At 36.9% G+C, this 19,934-nt stretch carries 16 protein-coding genes and 1 tRNA gene; 4 read left to right on the top strand and 13 right to left on the bottom strand.

The genetic code is table 11. From position 1 onward, the window contains the following. Positions 1–10: 10 nt before the first annotated feature. Positions 11–1,354 (bottom strand): cytochrome c biogenesis protein, encoded by a 1,344-nt coding sequence (locus MW688_RS19355; protein WP_486737654.1) that lies wholly within the window; start codon positions 1,352–1,354, stop codon positions 11–13. A 204-nt stretch (positions 1,355–1,558) separates the two neighbouring features. Between MW688_RS19355 and MW688_RS19350 the strand changes: the two genes are divergently transcribed. Next, a complete protein-coding gene (locus MW688_RS19350) occupies positions 1,559–2,953 on the top strand; it encodes a cation:proton antiporter (RefSeq protein ID WP_486737653.1) in 1,395 nt (464 codons plus the stop codon). A 249-nt stretch (positions 2,954–3,202) separates the two neighbouring features. Here MW688_RS19350 and MW688_RS19345 read toward each other — a convergent pair whose 3' ends face one another. The 10 genes from MW688_RS19345 to MW688_RS19300 form a co-directional block, all read right to left on the bottom strand. Continuing rightward, a complete protein-coding gene (locus MW688_RS19345) occupies positions 3,203–3,652 on the bottom strand; it encodes a type IV pilin-like G/H family protein (RefSeq protein ID WP_486737652.1) in 450 nt (149 codons plus the stop codon). 209 nt (positions 3,653–3,861) lie between these two features. Next, positions 3,862–4,689 (bottom strand): tectonin domain-containing protein, encoded by an 828-nt coding sequence (locus tag MW688_RS19340; RefSeq protein WP_486737651.1) that lies wholly within the window; start codon positions 4,687–4,689, stop codon positions 3,862–3,864. A gap of 384 nt (positions 4,690–5,073) precedes the next feature. Then, entirely contained in the window at positions 5,074–5,541 is a 468-nt protein-coding gene (locus MW688_RS19335) for a tRNA (cytidine(34)-2'-O)-methyltransferase (RefSeq protein ID WP_486737650.1), read from the bottom strand. Between the two features lie 11 nt (positions 5,542–5,552). Beyond that, the gene (gene gshA / locus MW688_RS19330; protein ID WP_486737649.1) at positions 5,553–6,695 is read right to left on the bottom strand and encodes a glutamate--cysteine ligase; all 1,143 of its coding nucleotides are present in this window, start codon (positions 6,693–6,695) and stop codon (positions 5,553–5,555) included. A gap of 366 nt (positions 6,696–7,061) precedes the next feature. Then, complete coding sequence (locus tag MW688_RS19325; protein ID WP_486737648.1) at positions 7,062–8,093, bottom strand: J domain-containing protein; 1,032 nt, start codon at positions 8,091–8,093, stop codon at positions 7,062–7,064. Between the two features lie 223 nt (positions 8,094–8,316). Beyond that, complete coding sequence (locus MW688_RS19320) at positions 8,317–9,600, bottom strand: Glu/Leu/Phe/Val family dehydrogenase (protein WP_486737647.1); 1,284 nt, start codon at positions 9,598–9,600, stop codon at positions 8,317–8,319. A 57-nt stretch (positions 9,601–9,657) separates the two neighbouring features. After that, on the bottom strand, positions 9,658–10,110 hold the full coding sequence (locus MW688_RS19315; RefSeq protein WP_486737646.1) for a VOC family protein: 453 nt from the start codon (positions 10,108–10,110) through the stop codon (positions 9,658–9,660). Between the two features lie 67 nt (positions 10,111–10,177). Continuing rightward, positions 10,178–11,041 carry a hopanoid biosynthesis-associated protein HpnK gene (hpnK, locus tag MW688_RS19310; protein ID WP_486737645.1) on the bottom strand — a complete coding sequence of 288 codons (864 nt, stop codon included), beginning with the start codon at positions 11,039–11,041 and terminating at the stop codon, positions 10,178–10,180. A gap of 489 nt (positions 11,042–11,530) precedes the next feature. Further along, positions 11,531–11,604: transfer RNA gene (locus MW688_RS19305), tRNA-Arg, on the bottom strand. 645 nt (positions 11,605–12,249) lie between these two features. Beyond that, on the bottom strand, positions 12,250–13,233 hold the full coding sequence (locus MW688_RS19300) for a lipase family protein (protein ID WP_486737644.1): 984 nt from the start codon (positions 13,231–13,233) through the stop codon (positions 12,250–12,252). Between the two features lie 233 nt (positions 13,234–13,466). On the opposite strand from MW688_RS19300, the gene glgA reads away from it, so the two are divergent. Next, entirely contained in the window at positions 13,467–14,945 is a 1,479-nt protein-coding gene (gene glgA, locus MW688_RS19295; RefSeq protein WP_486737643.1) for a glycogen synthase GlgA, read from the top strand. 673 nt (positions 14,946–15,618) lie between these two features. After that, positions 15,619–17,997, top strand: coding sequence for a choice-of-anchor I family protein (locus MW688_RS19290; protein WP_486737642.1), 2,379 nt, complete (start codon positions 15,619–15,621; stop codon positions 17,995–17,997). 12 nt (positions 17,998–18,009) lie between these two features. Here the strand turns inward: MW688_RS19290 and MW688_RS19285 are convergent, their stop codons facing one another. Together MW688_RS19285 and MW688_RS19280 are read right to left on the bottom strand one after the other, a co-directional pair. Continuing rightward, positions 18,010–18,171 (bottom strand): hypothetical protein, encoded by a 162-nt coding sequence (locus MW688_RS19285; RefSeq protein ID WP_486737641.1) that lies wholly within the window; start codon positions 18,169–18,171, stop codon positions 18,010–18,012. A 12-nt stretch (positions 18,172–18,183) separates the two neighbouring features. After that, positions 18,184–18,777 (bottom strand): TIGR04282 family arsenosugar biosynthesis glycosyltransferase, encoded by a 594-nt coding sequence (locus tag MW688_RS19280; protein WP_486737640.1) that lies wholly within the window; start codon positions 18,775–18,777, stop codon positions 18,184–18,186. 118 nt (positions 18,778–18,895) lie between these two features. Between MW688_RS19280 and MW688_RS19275 the strand changes: the two genes are divergently transcribed. Further along, a complete protein-coding gene (locus MW688_RS19275; protein ID WP_486737639.1) occupies positions 18,896–19,123 on the top strand; it encodes a type II toxin-antitoxin system HicB family antitoxin in 228 nt (75 codons plus the stop codon). Positions 19,124–19,934 lie beyond the last annotated feature (811 nt).

The following is a 19,934-nucleotide window of genomic DNA, read 5'->3' as shown; positions in this document are numbered from 1 at the left end:
CCTTGTTAACTTAATTCCCTAAGTTAATTGATGATTGATTAATTAAATCTTGGAAATCTCGCTCAAACTTGACTAAAGCACGATTACTACGTCCCCCTAGATAAAAGCGATCGCCTTTTTCCAAGGCCCAAATTTGTGAGTGAGATACGTAACTCATCATTACTCCTACCATGAGTAAAGCAAAACCCGTATAAACTATGGGTACACCTGGGTCTGCTTTGATTTGTAACCCGGTAGCGCCGATTAACTCTAAAACCTTGAGAGTGACGCCGTTGATTTCCATACTCATCCCTGGTCTGATTGCATTAACCAGTTTGCCATTCATATCGTATACTAATAGCGTTCCTTGTAAGTCTTTTGTTATTAAAGAAACTCCTGTACTTAAATCTGGTTTAGTAGGAATCCATGTTCCCCACAGTTTAGCTTGATTAGGAGTATTTAACCGCGCCATGGGTAGTTTGAAGATAGGACTATTATTTACTTGTACTTTTACTCCCGCTACTGACCAGCTTGTTTGATAAAAGGTAACTCCTTGGTAACGTAGAGGATGATTTACTGAGATGGTTTTTTGTTTAATTGGATTGCCTTGGGAGTCAACTACCGCTAAGTCTGAATAAAACTGGTCAATATTACCTTCTTTGGTGTAGTCAATCCAAAAACGGTTAACTTTAATCGATAAATCTTTGGGTATATGGCGATTTGCTAATTTTCCTGCACTAAAAATGTTGGTGATTTGGAATGTTTCACCACTAGGAATCATTTCCTGGGCCAAAAATCCGGTAAATGCTCCCCAAATAGCGCCGATAAGAATCACAATCAAACCAATATGTACAATAATCGGGCCGATTCTCCCTACTATACCCTTACGCGCATAGAGGGTATCTTGCTCTTGAAAAACGCGATAACCCTGTTGTTGTAGCTTAGGAACTAAAGAAGCAATTGAACCTGTGTTTAATTCGGTACTCAGGGCTAATTTTTGAAACTGGCGCGGCTGGTTATAGAATTTCCAGTTACGGGCACTTTTGAGGGAGGGTAACTGTCTTTTAAAAGTACAAGCAGTTAAACTGCTGCCAAATAAAATTAACAAAGTTAGAAACCACCAGGTGGTGTAAACGTGGTCTAATCCCAGCTTCATGATTAGTTGCCAAGTGAGAAAACCAAACAAAGCCGGATTTTCTGGGTAATTCTCTTGATAAAAGGCGATCCCCTCCCCTTGTTCGATGACTGTGCCACTAATACTAAATAGGGCGATCGCCAATAGTAAAACGATCGCCAATCGTAAATCAGCTAAATTTTTGATTAATTGATTGAACCAGTTGCGGGGTAATTCTACTAACTCTTGTGTAACGCTCATTGCTTGTTTTTATAAAAATCCTGATTAATCTCTCTTTTTTTTCTATCATAGCTAAAGCTAGTGTCTCAAGTGGTTTTAATTCTACTTTGGCAAGAAAACATTCAATTAACACTATCGAAAGCATAATTAAATTAAAACTATATAAATTGTTACAATTTGACAAAATTAGCTTATGGTAGATTTAGGCAAAACGAGGAGAAATAAATGATTTTTGAGTTGTTCAGTAGTAATAGCGCTCTTTTAGCCGCAGCTTCAGAAGAAGCGAGTTCTGCGGTTATACTGTCTGGAGTATTATTAAGTATAGTGATAATTTATCTGGCCAGTAAATTAGGGGCAGAAGTATCAAGCAAATTTGATTTACCACCAGTTTTAGGGGAATTAATCGGAGGTGTGATTATTGGGATCTCTCTGCTGCATTTCGTAGTTTTTCCCGAAACTGGTGCAATGGCTTCAGACTCTTTGATTATGTCAATTTTGTCTTCCTTGTATGACTTAACTCCTGAAGTGGCTGAAAAAGTTTTTGAATCCCAGAGTGAAGTTATCTCAGTGTTAGCAGAATTAGGGGTGGTTATTCTCCTATTTGAAATAGGATTAGAATCAAATATTACAGAGTTAAAAGAAGTTGGTTATCAAGCGGCCATAGTTGCCGTATTTGGAGTAGTCGTACCTTTTGTCGGTGGTACAGTTGGCTTAGTATACCTGTTTAATATGCCAGTTATACCGTCAATTTTTGCTGGGGCTGCCTTAACGGCAACTAGTATAGGGATTACTTCAAAAGTTCTCTCGGAATTAGGCTTTCTTAAGTCAAAAGAAGGTCAAATTATTATCGGTGCCGCAGTAATTGATGATGTACTTGGGATTATTGTTTTAGCGGTAGTAGCAAGTTTGGCCAAAACTGGAGAAATAGACTTGGCTAATGTTATTTACTTAATTATTAGTGCTAGTAGTTTCCTGTTGGGAGCGATTCTCCTGGGTAAATTCTTTAACACCACCTTTGCTACTTTGGCAACTAAATTAAAAACTCGTGGTAATTTAGTTATTCCTGCCCTTGGGTTTGCTTTTTTCCTTGCTTTTATTGCTAATGCTATTCAATTAGAAGCCATTCTTGGTGCTTTCGCCGCCGGATTGGTATTAGAAGAAACTAAGGAAGAATTAGATCCTAAAGAAGAATTAGACCGCCAGATAATGCCTATCTCTGATACGATAGTCCCTATTTTCTTCGTAACAGTGGGTGCTAAGGCTGATTTAGGGGTACTTAACCCAGCTATACCTTCTAACCGCGAAGGATTAGTTATTGCTACCTTTTTGATTATAGTCGCTATCATTGGTAAGGTAATTACTGGCTGGACAGTATTTAATCAACCAAACATTAATCGATTGGCAATTGGTGTTGGCATGATTCCTCGGGGTGAAGTTGGTTTAGTTTTCGCGGGAATTGGTTCTGCTAGTGGGGTTTTGAGTAAACCTCTAGAAGCAGCGATTATTAGTATGGTGATTATAACTACCTTTTTAGCGCCTCCTTTTCTTCGTTTGGCTTTTGGTTCTGGAGAGAAACCCGAGTCTGAAACTAAGTTAGATTCAGCAAAAACTCCTCAATAGTTGAGTTCAGATTTTTCTAGACTAGAGGGACTGCAATACTCCCTCTAGTCTAGAAAATTTTTACTAGGTTTTTTGTAAAGACAAACCAGGTAATACATAGAGGCTGAGAAGATTATAGGCGATCGCGGGACGCTCTCACTAACTATTGTAACTGTTACGGCTCTCCCGACTTTACTTTTGATAACTCAAACAAGAACGGTTATACTCAGATCTTGCACCAGAACTTATGTACTGGTGCAAGATGTGAGGTCAACGAATTTCACTGGTACCGGCAGGACAGATTAAATTATCTCCTTGAACTGAAGGAACTGCAATAGTTGTGCTAGGGGCATCTGTTACACAAATAATTTGTTTATACATTCCTTGATTATAACTAACTGCTCCAGAAAAACTTGTTAAGTCATTTTCCATAGCAGAAACTATTACTGTTGTCATTCCTTCACTTGCTTTAATCATTGGTTCATTGTATTTTCTCAAAGTTGGAAAACTTATGCCCAATTGTGAAAAACTATCAGCAAATTCCTGTCTTTCAAAATGATATGCTTGTTGAGAACGATTAATAGTCCCTACCATATTTTTAGCTTCTACTTGAAGAGTTGTGTTGCTGCCTTGACTTTGAGCTAGAGTATCAGCAGATTGAGTATTAAATACTATCCAACTCAGCAAAAGCAAAAATTTAAATAATTTATCAAAATTCATGTTTTATCATAAAATTTATCAGTTAAAACATATTATAGCAATGAGCCAATAGATGTTGACAAAAATGATGAAAAGCCCCCCTCTCCCGACTTTGGGGAGGTTTTTAACATTTCGGTGAGGACCGGACAACTCACACCAAAGCATCTTTATCACTCATTTACTGGTCAAGCTTTAAGTTACCTATATTCTTTCTCATCCTTTGTTTGTTGTTAGTGATCGCTCATAGGTTGTGTTCTACCTGAATCCTTAGACCTTAGTTTAAATATCTCGTTTTCATCATTGACCACCAAAGGATTATTTCTATCGCCACCAATATTTACACCACCACCAATACTTTCATCCCAACTTGAACCATTCCAACGATAAATCTTGTAGCCACCTTCAGTTGGTTTATTACTAATAATCCAGTTGTTAGCTACATCTGTAGCTTCACCCGGTATCTTACGCCAATCAGAACCCACCCAGGTAAAAATCTCGTGGTCTACATTTACTACCCAAGGATTATATCGATTACCTCCTATACGCACTGCACCTCCGGGCATTTCTTGCCAGCGAGAATCTTTCCAGCGATAGATTTTATAGCCACCCTTGGCCGGATTTGTCCCAATCACCCAATCATCTCCCACATCTCTGGCTTCTCCAGGCATTTTACGCCATTGGGATCCTTCCCATCTAAATATTTGATTATTACTGTTAACTACTAGGGGATTATCTTTGTTACCACCAATACGTACTCCAGCACCGGGCATTTCTTGCCATTTGTAACCATTCCAGCGATAAATTTTATAGCCATCATCATCAGGAGTTGTACCAATTACCCAATTGTCTCCTACATCTCTAGCTTCACCTGACATTTTGTACCAATTAGAGGAGGCGATTAAATGAGTTGATGATTGAGTAGTTAAGTTTGACCGAGGAGTTTCTAAACTATTTGAGTTAAGTAATTTTAGCTGTTGTGCATTGGTAAGGGTACTAAAAATCAAGCTTAAGCTTAACCCCAAACAAATAAGAGTTATAAATTTTTTAGCTATTTTCATAAGTTTAGTCAAAAAAATCTTATGGATTTTAAATTTTTACTACTTGATTAAGACGTTAAAAGTTATTAGTTGTTTCATTAGTTGTTTGGAAAAATTTACGATTCACCGATTTTTTATGCCGAAGATGGGGTCTTTAGAACAAAACTACTGAATACGCCTTTTTGGTCAACCAATTTTTAAGGGCGATCGCATTAATTATTTAACTTATTACTTTAATACTTTATTACTTTAATACTTCAATACTCATTATTCATCCACCACCAGTAGATGAGTGGGTTTTGGTGGAAGATCTGAGTTTAGTGGCTAGTCATTGTCAATTTTACTACAATCAGTAGTTTTAGGAGATAAATATACTTTGAGCAAAGATGCTGCCTTCTGCTGTAATTACGAGTTTTTAGCGTAGTTTAGTTGTCTTAGGGCTTCAAATAGGGCGATCGCCACACTCACTGAGAGATTTAAGCTACGAACTTTCTGTTGATTCATGGGAATATATACTTTAGCGTCGCATTTTTCCAAAATTAGGTCTCCTAAACCAGAAGTTTCGCTCCCGAATAATAACCAATCTTCTGGTTGAAATTCCCAGTCTAAATAGTTATGTTCTCCTCTAACAGTAAAACCAATTAGTCTTCCTCCTCGTTGTTGATGTAGAGATTCAAAATTATCATAGTTTAAATGATGATGTAGGTTAACGTAGGGCCAATAATCTAAACCTGCTCTTTTGAGATGGCGATCGCTAATTTCAAAACCTAAGGGGCCCACTAAGTGTAATTCAGTTTGAGTTGCGGCACAAGTACGAGCAATATTGCCAGTATTGGGAGGGATTTGAGGTTTAACAAGGACAATTTGAACCATATTCTTTTAATCTAAGCTACTAAGACTTGATCACATATTTTATCTTCTAATTCTTGTTCTTGTAGTAAAGTTTGTTCTATAGCCTTAATCATAATTTCCCTAATACTCAATCCTGTTTCATATTCTTTGAGCCATTTTTGGGCTTGATTCCCTTGGCTAATAATTTTCTTCACAGGAGAGAGAAAACAACTAAAATTCTTCTGTTTAGCTAGAGGGAATACTTCATCATAAATTTCTTCAATCCATTGCTTTGCTGTAATCTTGCTTCCATCTCGCCAATGAAGGAGTTCAGCATTTAAACTCTCTTTTGCTGCTGCTTTTTCGTTTGTTTCTGTTAGCTGTAGTAATTCCTCGGGAGATAGTGAACTCAACTGTAAAGGATCTAATTGAGGGTTTTCGATTAGTTGGGTAATTCTAGCTTCTAATAAAGCAATTACTGCTAATAACTCTAGGGGATCAACAATTAGATCACAAATTCGTAATTCTAGACGATTTAGGCAATAGGGACGGCGATCGCCGTTTGGTCTTACTGATGACCATAGATGCCTAACATTTTGCATTTCACCTGTCTGTATTTGTTTTTCTGTCCACTCAATAAAATGACGATGACTAGTAAATAGGGGAACATAGGGGGGAGTTTTGGGGAATAATTGCCATCTAGTAGAATGATAACCAGTTACCTGGTCGTCGAGAAAAGGAGAAGAAGCACTCAAGGCTAGGTATAGGGGGGCTTCTACCCGCAGGAGACGACAGGCGCGGATTAACACATCTGGGGAGGATATACCTACATTGAGATGAACGCTGGCGGTAACTACTTTAGTTCCGTAAGTTTGTTCTATGTAGCTATGATATGGATTATTAGGATCTGAGCGCCAGAAGCGATCGCTTGATCCTAGAGATAGAGTACTTCCTGGAATCAGGGTATAATCACCTTGTTTCTTTAGGTAGCTTCTTAGAGAACGTCTGGGTTTCAGTAAGGCACATAATAAGTTAGCGTAGCAACAAAGAGGAGCTGTAGTATATTCTACATTACGACTATCTGGTTCTCTAACGAAGCCATCTAAATCTCTAACTATTTTATCTGAGAGTCCCACTACATCTCCTCTAGATGTACCAGTATAAATTTCCACTTCAACGCCTTTAGATAGTAGCACTAATTTTTTCCTTCTATATAATCTTTCACCTGTTGTCAATACTTTAACAAAAATATTAGCCTTTACTCAATCTACCGATGGGTTAAAAGCCTCACCTTTTCAGATAACTTTTTGCTATTTATCCTAGAGTACCATTCCCCTCAACTTCCCTACCTGCTCATTTCAGTTAACTGAAGTTTCGACTATTTACAGGTATGTCATGACAATTTTATAGAAAAACTTAGAGAATATTCTGTTATTTCTCTCTAATTTCTGAATATAGCATTTCTCGGACTTATGAGGTTGTACCTAACTCTCTTGCCTCCTGCCCTCTGCCTCTCTTGCCTCGAAAAGGATAACCTTTGTACCTCACCAGCCTTAAAAAGGCTATATTATTATTTCTTCCTCGTAGAATCTTCCTAAAATCTCATCTAAATATTCTTCTGTCGGGTCATGTATCTCTAATAAATTTTTTTCAAATTCTTTTATACTGATTTGTTGATTCCAAACCTGTTTTACTAAATTACGAATATATTTTATACTTTTTATCTGTTCTTTTATTTCTTGTCCCATTTCGTTAATAGGATTTACTCCTTTTTTCATCGCTTTGCGATATTCAATTACCATAGTTCCTTCGCATGTTTTTTTCGTAAATCTTAGTTCTTCTTTCAATTGTTCATACTGTATTTTAAGTAAATCGTTATGTTTGGCTAAAACTTCACAGCGTCGCTGTAATTCATCTTGATTATTAATATTAATTTTTTCTTCAGCTAAATATTGTTTTTCTATTTCTAGTAAGGTTGCTAAATCTCCTTCTTGATAAGCCTTATTTACTACCTTCATTATTTCTGTGTATTGTTCGTGCTTACTATTATCTTCAATTTTATCAGGATGAAAGATAGTAGCTAGTCTTAAAAAAGTTTGGCGAATTTTTTTAGATTCCGCTGACTTTCCTGGAATTTCCCGTGATGGTATTTCTCGATTGTCTTGAAAGTTATAATTAAACTCTTCTTGATATTCCTCTTCTACTTCATCTGTAAAAAAGTCATCTAGTTCTATAAAGTTATCATTTTCATCTTCTTCTTGATAGCTAATTATCCCTACCATTTGCAGGTTTCTATAAATTTTTTCTACTTTTTTTCTACTTTTTTTTCCAAAATTTTTCTTGGTGAAAATTTCTGTAAATAGTTGATGAATTTCTTGGTCAATTTCAGCCATTTGTTGGTAAAGAGGATTTATTTTTTGAAAAATTTCTGTACCTATATTACTTATGTGGCTAGTCAAGTTTTTCAGTTCTGTGCGCTTTTTTTTGATTTGTTTTAGTAGCCATTGATGTTCTTTTTCTAGATTTTCCCATTGAACAGAAGATGCCGGAATAGCTAGAGAAAAATTAGCTGAACGAGATTTAGGGGAAGGCATAGCAATATCGCTTGTTTGGTTAATTTAAGTCAACTACTTTCGATTTTAACATCAAATTTTTCGGCTTTATGAACCAAAAGTTGCTTATTTGAGAGTTATAACTAATTTAGTATAGCCTTTTCTAAGAAGCGTGAGGTACAATCAACACCCGTCTCGCTGCCTCAAGCTTCTTGGGAATTGGTAGATAAGCTATTAGGGGAAATCAAAGAAAATAAGGAGATTATTAATTAACATAGTAATCTCTGGTTCCTTTGGCGTCTAAAGCTTCTCCTAGACGATTTAAGGCATGAATATAGGCGGCAGTCCGTAGAGACACTCCCATCTCTTCAGCTATTTGCCAAGTTTTTTCAGTTTCTGCAATCATTTTATCTTTGAGTCGTTCGTTTACTTCTGAGAGTCTCCAGTAAAGTCCACTACGATTTTGTACCCACTCAAAATAACTAACTGTTACGCCACCTGCGTTGATCAGGATATCGGGAAAGACATAAATACCTTTTTTTTCTAAAATTTGGTCAGCTTCAGAAGTAATTGGTCCATTTGCTACTTCAAAGATTAGTTTGGCTTGTATATCATTGGCGTTAGCTTGAGTAATTTGATTTTCTAAAGCCGCCGGAATCAGAAGGTCAACATCAAGAGTTAGTAACTCAGCATTTGTGATAGCTTTATGTTCAAAAATACTGCAAACACTTTTATCGCAGTATATAGCTTGCATAGGTTGACCTGCTGTTTTGTATTGTTGAATACGGGCTATATCTAAACCTTTTTCTGCGTAAATTCCCCCTTGGGAATCACTCACGGCAACTACCTGATAACCTGCTTTCGAGAGTAAAAGAGCGATCGCGCTGCCTACATTACCGAATCCTTGAACGGCCACTGTAGTTGTTTCTGGGGTACGATTTAGTTTTGGCAGGAGGTGAGATATGGCATAAAAGGCGCCTGTGGCTGTGGCTGCTTCTCTTCCTTGACTCCCTCCCATAGTAATGGGTTTACCTGTGACTACTCCTGGAGTGATACGTCTTTTGATGATTGAGTAATGATCCATCATCCAACCCATAATCATGGAGTTGGTGTAGACATCTGGTGCGAGAATGTCCATATCTGGCCCGATAAAATCGGCGATCGCCTCTATGTAACCCCGGCTTAATCTTTCTAATTCTTGTTTTGATAAACTTTTAGGATCTACTGTTATTCCTCCTTTGGCACCTCCAAATGGTAAATCTAGAAGTGCTGCTTTAAATGTCATCCAAAAAGCCAGAGACTGTACTTCATCTAATGAGACCCGAGGATGGTATCTCACTCCTCCCTTTCCTGGTCCTCTAGTATCATCATAGCGAACTCGATAACCTTGAAAGATATTTAAAGAACCGTCATCCATGCGTACAGGAATAGATACTGTTAAACTTGCTTTAGGATATTTCAAGCGTTTTAGAGTATCTTCAGAGATAGATACATATTGCAATGCTTTCTCTAATCTTTTACTAGCATCAGCAAATAGAGTCTCAGACATAGGGATTGTTGCTTATTTTTTTCACTCAATATATAGTTATTATCCCTTGTTTTGGAGCTAATTGCTGGAAGGATCGCAGCGAATCTCTAGTAAGAAGCCATCAGGATCATAAAAGTACACACCTCTACCTGTTGGTCTAGTTACTGGTTCTATGGCTATTTTAACTTGATTAGCTCTCAATACTTCCACTGCTTCATCAAATAGTTCTGGAGCAATATCAAAAGCTAGATGATTGGCGCGGGTGAATTGTTTGTCTGGATTAGAATCAGGGGGTGTTAAATCTGGCTCAAAAAACAGATCTATTACTGTTCCATCTGGTGTAACAAAGTTACTTACTTTCCCCTCTGCTACTAGTTTAGTTAAGGTTTTAGGAATTTCTGCTCCCGTTAATTCGTGTAAACCCAGTATATTGCCGTAAAAATGCCGTGATGCTTGTAAATCTTGGACATTGAAAGCTACATGATGAATTTTTTTTAATATTCCTGGTTTTATAGAATTGTTACTGTTCATTTTGATATTTTAATCTCTCTAAATTTTAGACAATATTTTACCATCGAGTAAATAACAACTAGATATTTTAAATATATTTAGTTAATTGAAATCCATATTTATTTAGTTGATTTTTCACTTTAGGACTAATTAGCGCTAACTTTTCTAAGTTTCCTGACTCTGATTCACTAGGATGACTATAAATCTCCACAAAATTTGCCTGGATTTGAGGAATAAGATTGAGTAAATAAGTTTCAGTCACTTCTCCTGTCGCTAACAAACCATATACTCGTTCAGTTGTAGCGATATTATAGGCTTTCAGTCGCTTATAGCCATGAAGACGTAAACTCTCAAAAGTAATCGCCGTCATCCTTTGAATCAACCAATTTTTTGCTTTTATTTTTCTAGTCAAGCTAAATTCTTCATAGGGAAGACGAATATACTTAATTTGGTATTCTTCAGCTAATTCTACTAATATTTCTAGAATAACTGGATGAACATGAAGATGTAAATGTCCGTCTACATGGGTTAGGGTTAAGCCTGTTTGTTGAAATTTATCTAGTTGTGCTTTAATTTCTTGACGTAATTGTTGTTTAATCCCCGGGTAAAATTGATAATTCAGACCAGCCAAAACCGGATTATTACTAAAATCTCCTTTTTCGTTAACTAAATTAGGAATTTTTTTTTGAGGAAGTACTGATTTACCACAAACTAAAACTAAATGTAGACCAACTCCAAGATGAGGATAGGTTTTAGCTAGGGTAACAGCATTGTTAAAGGCAACTCCTGTTACCATCAAACTAGTACTAGTGAGGATACCCTGGGTATGGGCTTCAATAATTGCCCTGTTTACTCCATCGGATATACCGAAGTCATCGCCATTGATAATTACTTTTTTAGTGGATATACCAATATTCATAATAAGGACGCCTATATATACTGGCTTTTCCATGATTTTAACTTTCTATCACTGTTTTAGTTAAAATCGCCATTCTTCTTTGTGGTACGTATCTCGAATCATTGAACGAATGCCTTACTAGGTAAAGCATCAATACGTACTATACTACGGGTACGGCAGGACTCGAACCTGCGGCCCGCTGCTAACTCTTAACTGGTATCAAGACGGTAATCAATGGACCTGCAAGTAAGCATTATTTAGTTTTTGTTCCCTTTGGCGATTTGAAGCGATAACCAAATAAGCGAGTAAGTTCTTTTCTGTGACTTACTCGCTTTTTAGTGTACATTCTTTTTGGTTTTTATTAAAAACTTTTTTAATTATTTTTATTTATCTTTTTACTGGTTATCGATTTAATTTAATTATAATCTATTTACTTTATTTTCTCGGTATTGGTACACTATCGGTACATGGTAATTCCAACTATGTACCATTTTTTCTTAAGCTATTTTCCGAAACCCCGAACTCGTAGGGGTTGAGAGAATACGGGTACGGCAGGACTCGAACCTGCGGCCCGCTGCTTAGAAGGCAGCTGCTCTATCCAGCTGAGCTACGTACCCAAACACAACATTATTGATTATAACACAAATATTTTCTCTTGAAGAGAAAAATTTTTAAATTTTTCATTTCTCCTCTACTTAGAGGCTGTTTGTAAACTTTTCTTAAGTAAGAGGCCATCGGGAAGCAGATCCCGAAGGGATCCCTAAGATTTGGAAGTGAGGGATTCGTAGTATGGGAACAAAAACGTACGCCCTTGACCTCACATCTTTCACCAGAACTTATGTACTAAATTAACCTCAGAAAAAGTTCATTTCTCCTTTACCTCACATCTTACACCAGTACTTATGTACCAAATTATTGTGGTCAAAAGTTCATTTCTCTTTCGTTTAAGAAAAGCATCAGGAGAACAAAAATACTGAATATGTCTTGAGTGTCAACCAATTTTTAAGGGCGATCGCATTAATTCTTTAACTCATTACTTATTACTCATTACTCATTACTCAACTACCACCAGTAACATTTGGTAAAGATGCAAGATGTGAGTTTACCCCTAAGATCTGAGTTGACGGTGGTCGTGAATCTGTGGGAAGGATTAAAAAAACAATTTATTTCTCTAAGATATGACCAATGCAGGATCTAGTGATTGGACTATACATAAACAAATACGAGTTTCACCGAGAAATTTCTAATCACCAACAGATTCCCTAAACTACCTCTGTTTCAATGTCCTTTAAATATTCCATGATTTGGTGATTTTTAATCGTAGTAGGTACGTAACGTTTAAAAGTTAACAAACTAATTACAATTTCTACTAAGGCAAGCAAGAGAATACCAATAGTAGATAAAACCTCTTGAAAAGGTTTTATTTCAATAGATTCTCTGGTTTTAGTAAATAGGGTAAGATCTCCTACATGATAATAGGACAGTATGATAGGAATTCTTGGAGGAATTCGAGGAACTACATCAGTAGAATTAACAACCCGATGAATTTTCCCCTTTAATTTATGATTTATAATATTAGCTAGTGCTCTTTGTACACTTCTAGGTGCGCCAAATGTATACAAACCAGCCAAATTAACATTAGATTGGTACGCTAAGGTTTTATATGTAGATATGGTAGCTAAAGCACCACCCAGACTATGTCCCGTTAAATAAACAGGAGTATCTAAACCTAATTCACATAGACTATCAATGATACCAGAAGATCCTGCCCATTGCGCTTCTGAAAAATATTGGCGAGTTTCTAGAGTTAAAGCACTACCCCAAATATTGAGTACCCCTGCTAAAAATCCTCCATGAGCATATAATTTATTTGAATGTTCTTCAGTAGATTCTGAAGCCACTAATCGCCTAATAAAGTTAATATCGGTCAGAATATCAATAGAATCTTTCTCTGTACCTCTAAAAGCCAGAATAGCAAATTTTTTACCATTTTCTTGATTTTCGAGTTGGGGATGTACTGCTAAAAAAGCTTGAGTACCATTGTTATCAAAAAATACCACTTTACTAAAATTTGCTCTTGCTAGTTCTTTAGCGATCGCTGTCTTATTCTCATAAGCAAGAGCAGAACATTGAGCTAACCACCAAGCGATGTTAGGGTGATATTCGCCATCGGAATTTGGAAAAGCAATATTTTTATAAGCTTCTTCCTTTCTTTCACAGTGAAAATATCTTATGGAATAATTCATGATTAATCTTACTCTGAATGAAATTTTTCAATAATATCAAAATTTCTTTTGATATTTAAAAAAACTTTAGAATTTTTAAAGATTGAGATGTTTGGAAAATGGCAACTCTAAATTTTACAGACTGATGTGGCGATCGCCTAATCTCAGATCTTGCATCAAAACCCAAATTGTCTAATAAAAGTTAGAATATCCCATAATAAATTTATTTTGATGCTGTTTAGATTAGATTAACAATGTATATAGTTCAGATTGCCTCAGAATGTGCTCCTGTAATCAAAGCTGGTGGATTAGGAGATGTTGTTTATGGACTCAGTCGAGAATTAGAAACTCGTGGTCATTGTGTAGAACTCATTCTACCTAAATATGACTGTATGCGCTACGATCATATCTGGGGATTGCATGAGGCCTATAAAGACTTATTTGTGCCTTGGTATGATGCTTATGTTCACTGTTCGGTATACTGTGGAAGAGTTCATGGCAGATTGTGCTTCTTTATTGAACCCCATAGTAGAGATAATTTCTTTAATCAAGGCTGTTACTATGGTCGCGATGATGATAATATGCGCTTTGCTTTTTTCAATAAAGCTGCTTTAGAATTTCTGTTAAAAAGTAATAAACGTCCTGATGTTATTCATTGTCATGATTGGCAAACTGGTTTAGTACCAGTTTTACTGTTTGAAATTTATAAACATCATGGAATGACTAATCAAAGAGTTTGTTATACTATCCATAACTTCAAACACCAAGGATTAGCAGGAGAAGAACATTTAATTGCTACTGGTTTAAAAAGGAGTTCATACTATTTTAATTATGAGCGCCTCCAAGACAATTTTAATCCTTTTGCCATTAACTTCATGAAAGGGGGTATTGTCTACTCAAATGCAGTAACTACCGTTTCACCCCACCACGCCTGGGAAGCCCGTTTAACTGAGATAGGCTATGGTTTAGGTCATACCCTACATATTTATCAAGATAAATTTACAGGCATTCTCAACGGCATAGATTATGATTTTTGGAATCCAGAAATAGACCGTTATCTTGACCACAAATATGATCTAGATAATTTTGTGGAACAAAAAGCAAAAAATAAACAGGCGTTACGAGAAAGACTGTTATTAGAAACAGGAAATAAGCCGATTGTTGCTTATATTGGTCGTTTAGATGAGCAAAAAGGGGTACACCTGGTTCATCATTCTATTTACTACACTCTCGCTAACGGTGGGCAATTTGTCTTACTCGGTTCTGCTACTGGTGCAGATATTAATCAACATTTTTGGCATGAAAAATCATACCTTAATGATAATCCTAACTGTCATTTAGAACTAGGTTTTGATGAAGAACTATCTCATCTAATTTATGCAGGGGCAGATATGATTATTGTACCTAGTAATTATGAACCCTGTGGCTTAACTCAGATGATTGGCTTAAAATATGGCACAGTGCCCATTGTTAGAGGTGTGGGTGGATTAGTTAATACTGTTTTTGATAGAGATTATGCTGATGATGTTCCTCCAGAAAAGCGCAATGGTTACGTATTCTATCAAGTAGACCATAGTGCTATAGAATCAGCTTTAGAAAGAGCTTTTAAATTGTGGTTTAATTCTTCTGAAGAATTCTATCAACTTGTTCGTCAAGGTATGGAGTATGACTATTCTTGGAATCATCCTGGAGAAAAATATGTTGAGTTATACGATCGCATTAGGCACAAATAATTAACTATAGGGGGAATAGGGAATAGTCAGCATTTAAGCTACTTTAATTAATTTAAAATGTCCTAATTCTTGTGGTAAATCTTGTAGTCTTATTATATTTTTTATAATCTGGCAAGATTAAGAGCGATCGCTTTTTAGATGATTGAATTACAACTTATTCCCCCTAACTCACATCAAAGCATCAAAACCCAAATGTTACTGGTGGTGGTTGAGTAATGAGTAAGGAGTAAGGAGTAAGGAGTAAGGAGTAAGGAGTAAGGAGTAAGGAGTAATGAGAATGAGTTTTGAAGTCTTGAAGTCTTGAAGTCTTGAAGTCTTGAAGTCTTGAAGTAATGAGTTAAAGAATTAATGCTCAACCCTTAAAAGGAGGCAGGAGGTTGGTATAGATGGGGATTTTAACCCATATCTAACCGCAGACCACCAAAGTCTTCGATTTGGTGGGGGACTTCAACCCGATTGGGAGAGGCACAAAGGCTTTACTTTAATTTAACTAAAAATCTTCCCTCGGTGCCTCTCTTGCCTCTCTTGCCTCACCTCATTTTTATTGTAAGTATTCACCCGAACTTGATATGAGCTAATCAGGAACTTCTAAAACTATCTATATCGAAAGAGTTAAACACAGGTAAGCTTACAGTAAACTAGTAACAAAATTAACAATAGTTAAAATAAAACAATGGCAATTAACCTTGAAGCGATTGGTACCTATGCTACGGGTATTTTTGACGAAAGCGCCGCAGAAATACCAGCTTATGATCCAGAAACAGAAAGATTATTTGTAGTTAATGCTAATCAAGTAACAGTAGATGTACTCGATATTAGCGATCCCAGTAACCCAGAAAAAGTTACTGAAATCAATGTTAGCGATTTAGGTGGAGTTGCTAACAGTGTTGATGTAGCTAATGGTATTGTAGTTGTGGCGATTGAAGACAATAATAAACAAGAACCAGGTCGAATTGCCTTCTTTAACACAGACTCAGAAAATTTCGATGAAGCGATAAATACCCTAGAGGTAGGCGCTTTGCCAGATATGGTAACCTTTACTCCTGACGGCAACACAGTATTAGTAGCTAACGAAGGAGAACCTAACGATACCTACACTATAGACCCAGAAGGTTCAATTAGTATTGTTGATATTAGTGATGGAATCGAAGATTTAGATGATGATGATGTAGAAACCGCAGACTTTCGTGACTTTAATAGTCAAGAAGATGAATTAGTTGACTCAGGAGTACGTATTTTTGGACCCGATGCTTCTGTAGCTGAAGATTTAGAACCAGAATATATTGCCGTTAGTGAAGATTCCCAAACTGCCTATGTAAGTTTACAAGAAAATAATGCTTTAGCTGTGGTAGATGTAGAATCAGCTTCGGTTTCAGCCGTTCTCCCTTTAGGATTTAAAGACCATAGTGAAGCAGAAAATGCTTTAGATGCTAGTAATGAAGATGGAGAAATTAACATCGCTAACTGGCCAGTTTTCGGGATGTATCAGCCTGACTCCCTGGAAGTATTCAATGTGGATGGTCAAAACTATATAATTACTGCTAATGAGGGAGATGCGCGAGTTTATCCTACAGGAGATATACCAGAATTAGAGTTAGAAGAAGGGGATGTATTTAATGAAGAATCTCGTATAAGTGATTTAGATTTAGATCCAGAGGCTTTTCCTAATGCTGAAGAACTGCAACAGGACGAGAATTTAGGTCGCCTCAAGGTTACTAATACCCTGGGAGATACAGACGGCGATGGGGAATTTGAAGAACTCTATAGTTTTGGCGGACGTTCTTTTTCTATCTGGGATACGAACGGTAATTTAGTCTTTGATAGTGGCGATCGCTTTGAACAAGATTTGGCTGTAGCTTTACCTGAGTTTTTCAACTCCAATAACGATGATAATGACTCTTTTGATGATCGTTCTGATGACAAAGGACCTGAACCTGAGGGTGTTACTGTAGGGGAGGTTAATGGAGAAACCTACGGCTTCATTGGTTTAGAGAGAGTCGGTGGTATTATGGTATACAATCTTAGTGACCCTACTAGTCCTGAGTTTGTAGATTATATTACTACCCGTAATTTTGTAGATGCAGATGGAGATATTATCGATCCAGAATCAACCCAAGCAGGAGATTTAGGTCCCGAAGGATTAACTTTTATCTCTGCTGAAGATAGTCCTAATGGAGAAGCATTACTAGCCGTGGCTAATGAGGTGAGTGGAACTACTACCCTATTTAGCGTCACAGAAAGGATTGAAGGAGAAACTCCCGTTAAATCAGATTTCAACAATGATGGTATCTCTGATTTGGTATGGCGTAATTTTGAAACGGGAACTAACGGTTTTTGGTTTATGAATGACGCCGATGAGGGAGGTAGTTTTGGTCCTATCGCTAGGGTAACTATTCCTGAAGAAAATAACCAAGCTTGGGCTATTTCTGGTACTGCTGATTTCAATGGTGATGGTTCAGAAGATATCCTCTGGCGTAACTTTGAGACTGGTAGTAATGGTATCTGGTTGATGGATGGCGTCGAACGTCAAGGAATTAGGGAATTTCAATCAGAAGCCAATACAGATTGGTATATAGCCGGGGCAGGGGATGCCAATGGTGATAATATACCTGATATCTATTGGCGTAATGAGACTACTGGTGCTAATGGTATCTGGTACTTAGATGAAGATCAAGATGTACGCGCTACTGTAAGTATTCCTACTGAATCTAATCCAGATTGGGAACTAACGGCGATCGCTGATATGGATAATAATGATGTTAGCGATTTAATTTGGCGTAATCAAACTACTGGAGAAAATGGTATTTGGTTAATGGGTGGTCTTCAAGGACAAGAAGTTGAGGAGATTGTTACCCTTGATAGGGAGTCTAACATCCAGTGGAATATACGTGGTGCTGGTGACTTCAATGGCGATGGCTTCACTGATTTAGTCTGGCGTAACGGCGCTAATGGTAATAATGGTGTATGGTTATACGGTGAAGATCTTAACCGCATTGCTACTGTAGCGTTTGAGACTGAAGCTAATACTAATTGGCAAATCGTACAGCGTTAAATTAGAATACTTTTAACCTGCCTTTATAGGTAGGTTAATTTTAATGATTGGTCCAGCCATCAAATTAGACCTTACTGGTAGGTTTTGAGTATCTGGACTAACTTGTCTTGGTAGTAAATTATACCATTTTTTATGACCTAGAAATCTAGACTGTCTGGCTACAAAATTATTCATAACTTAAACTAATTATTTGAGATCTTCTGGTCGATCTAAATCTCTTAATGTTGGTAGATAATGAATCTTGAGATTAAGTTGTTGGGCAATTTTTTGGGTTTGACTGAAAACAACTGATGTACCCCAATCGATTCCCTCAAATAGTTGTGGAAGTAAACGGGATAACCCAATTAAATAATAACCTCCATCTGCTGCTGGTCCTAATACTAAATCATAGTTATCTAAACTACTGAATGCTTCAGTAAGTATTTCTGAGGTTAAATCAGGGCAATCTATGCCGATAAACACAATTTTAGTTGAATTGTTAGTAAAATTTTCTTCTAGGGCTGAGGTTAATTTTTTACCTAAATCTCCTGGACTTTGTTCATGGTAGTTGTGGCGATCGCCCAACCATTGCTGCATCAGTTCTAAACTACCACCACTAAAATAAATATACAGGATAACATTATTACCCTGCTGTAATTCTTCTACTATAGATATTGTTTTTTCAGTAAGTTGTTTTTGTAGTTTAGCTGCCCCTTCGGCACCTAATACAGGAATCATTCTGGTTTTGGTTTTCCCCGCTTCTGGATAGCGAGTCATCATAATTAGTTTTTGTTGAGTCATTGCACTCAATTTTTTTTACTGATTATACTAACAAAATCAAACTTTAGTCTTTGATAGTGGCGATCGCTTTTTTATGGGGATTAGATGTGCGCACTCTTATCGCACCTTGTAGGTTGGGTTGAGGCACGAAACCCAACAATTTCTTTTACTATCCTTAGTTGGATTACCTGATTTTCCAGGGCAACAATGGCGTACTCATGGTGACACTTATGGTGAAGCTGTCAATAACGGTATGGAAGTTTTAGAATTACTCATCGAGGATTATCAACTATCAGGTGAAACGCTACCTTCACCAAGCGTTTTAGAGGAAAAAGTGGGGTGCAATCATTGTAGTGTAACTTGTTAATTCCCTGATGTAGTAGGGGCGCCAGGCTTGCGCCCACATCAAGGCTTGCGCCCATCTCTAGATCATTTTTAATAATTATCACATAATATTTTATGTATCTCTTGGACTAAAGTCCAACTACGAACCTTGTTTTTAACTATTTCAATTATTTTGGCAGAAGAATTATAGCAATGAGCGTTGTACTGTTAACAATATTTATATTTACAGATCCCCCCAACCCCCCTTACTAAGGGGGGCTTTTCATCATTTTTGTCAACATCTATTGGCGAGCTTGCTATAAAAGCAGAATCTCATTATGTTACATAAAATACAGCTATTGTAGGTTGGGGCAGGGAGATAACCCAACAATCTCTTTGATGATCTCTAAAGGGTGTGTGTTGGGTTGCACTTCGTTTAACCCAACCTACTCGCTATTTTGTAGGGCGATCGCCCAACCATTGCTGCATGTACTCAATTTTTTTTACTGATTATACTATGTGGTGTAACTTAATTAATCCCCTGATGTAGTAGGGGCGCCAGGCTTGCGCCCACATCAATGCTTGCGCCCACATCAAAGCTTGCGCCCATCTCTAGATCATTTTTAATAATTATCACATAATATTTTATGTATCTCTTGGACTAAAGTCCAACTACGAACCTTGTTTTTAACTATTTCAATTATTTTGGCAGAAGAATTAAAAGCAGAATCTCATTATGTTACAAAAATACAGCTATTGTAGGTTGGGGCAGGGAGATAACCCAACAATCTCTTTGATGATCTCTAAAGGGTGTGTGTTGGGTTGCACTTCGTTTAACCCAACCTACTCGCTAT

Source organism: Johannesbaptistia floridana (genome assembly GCF_057440575.1).
The sequence above is the reverse complement of the archived record's forward strand: the minus strand, read 5'-3'. Positions and strand labels throughout refer to the sequence as shown.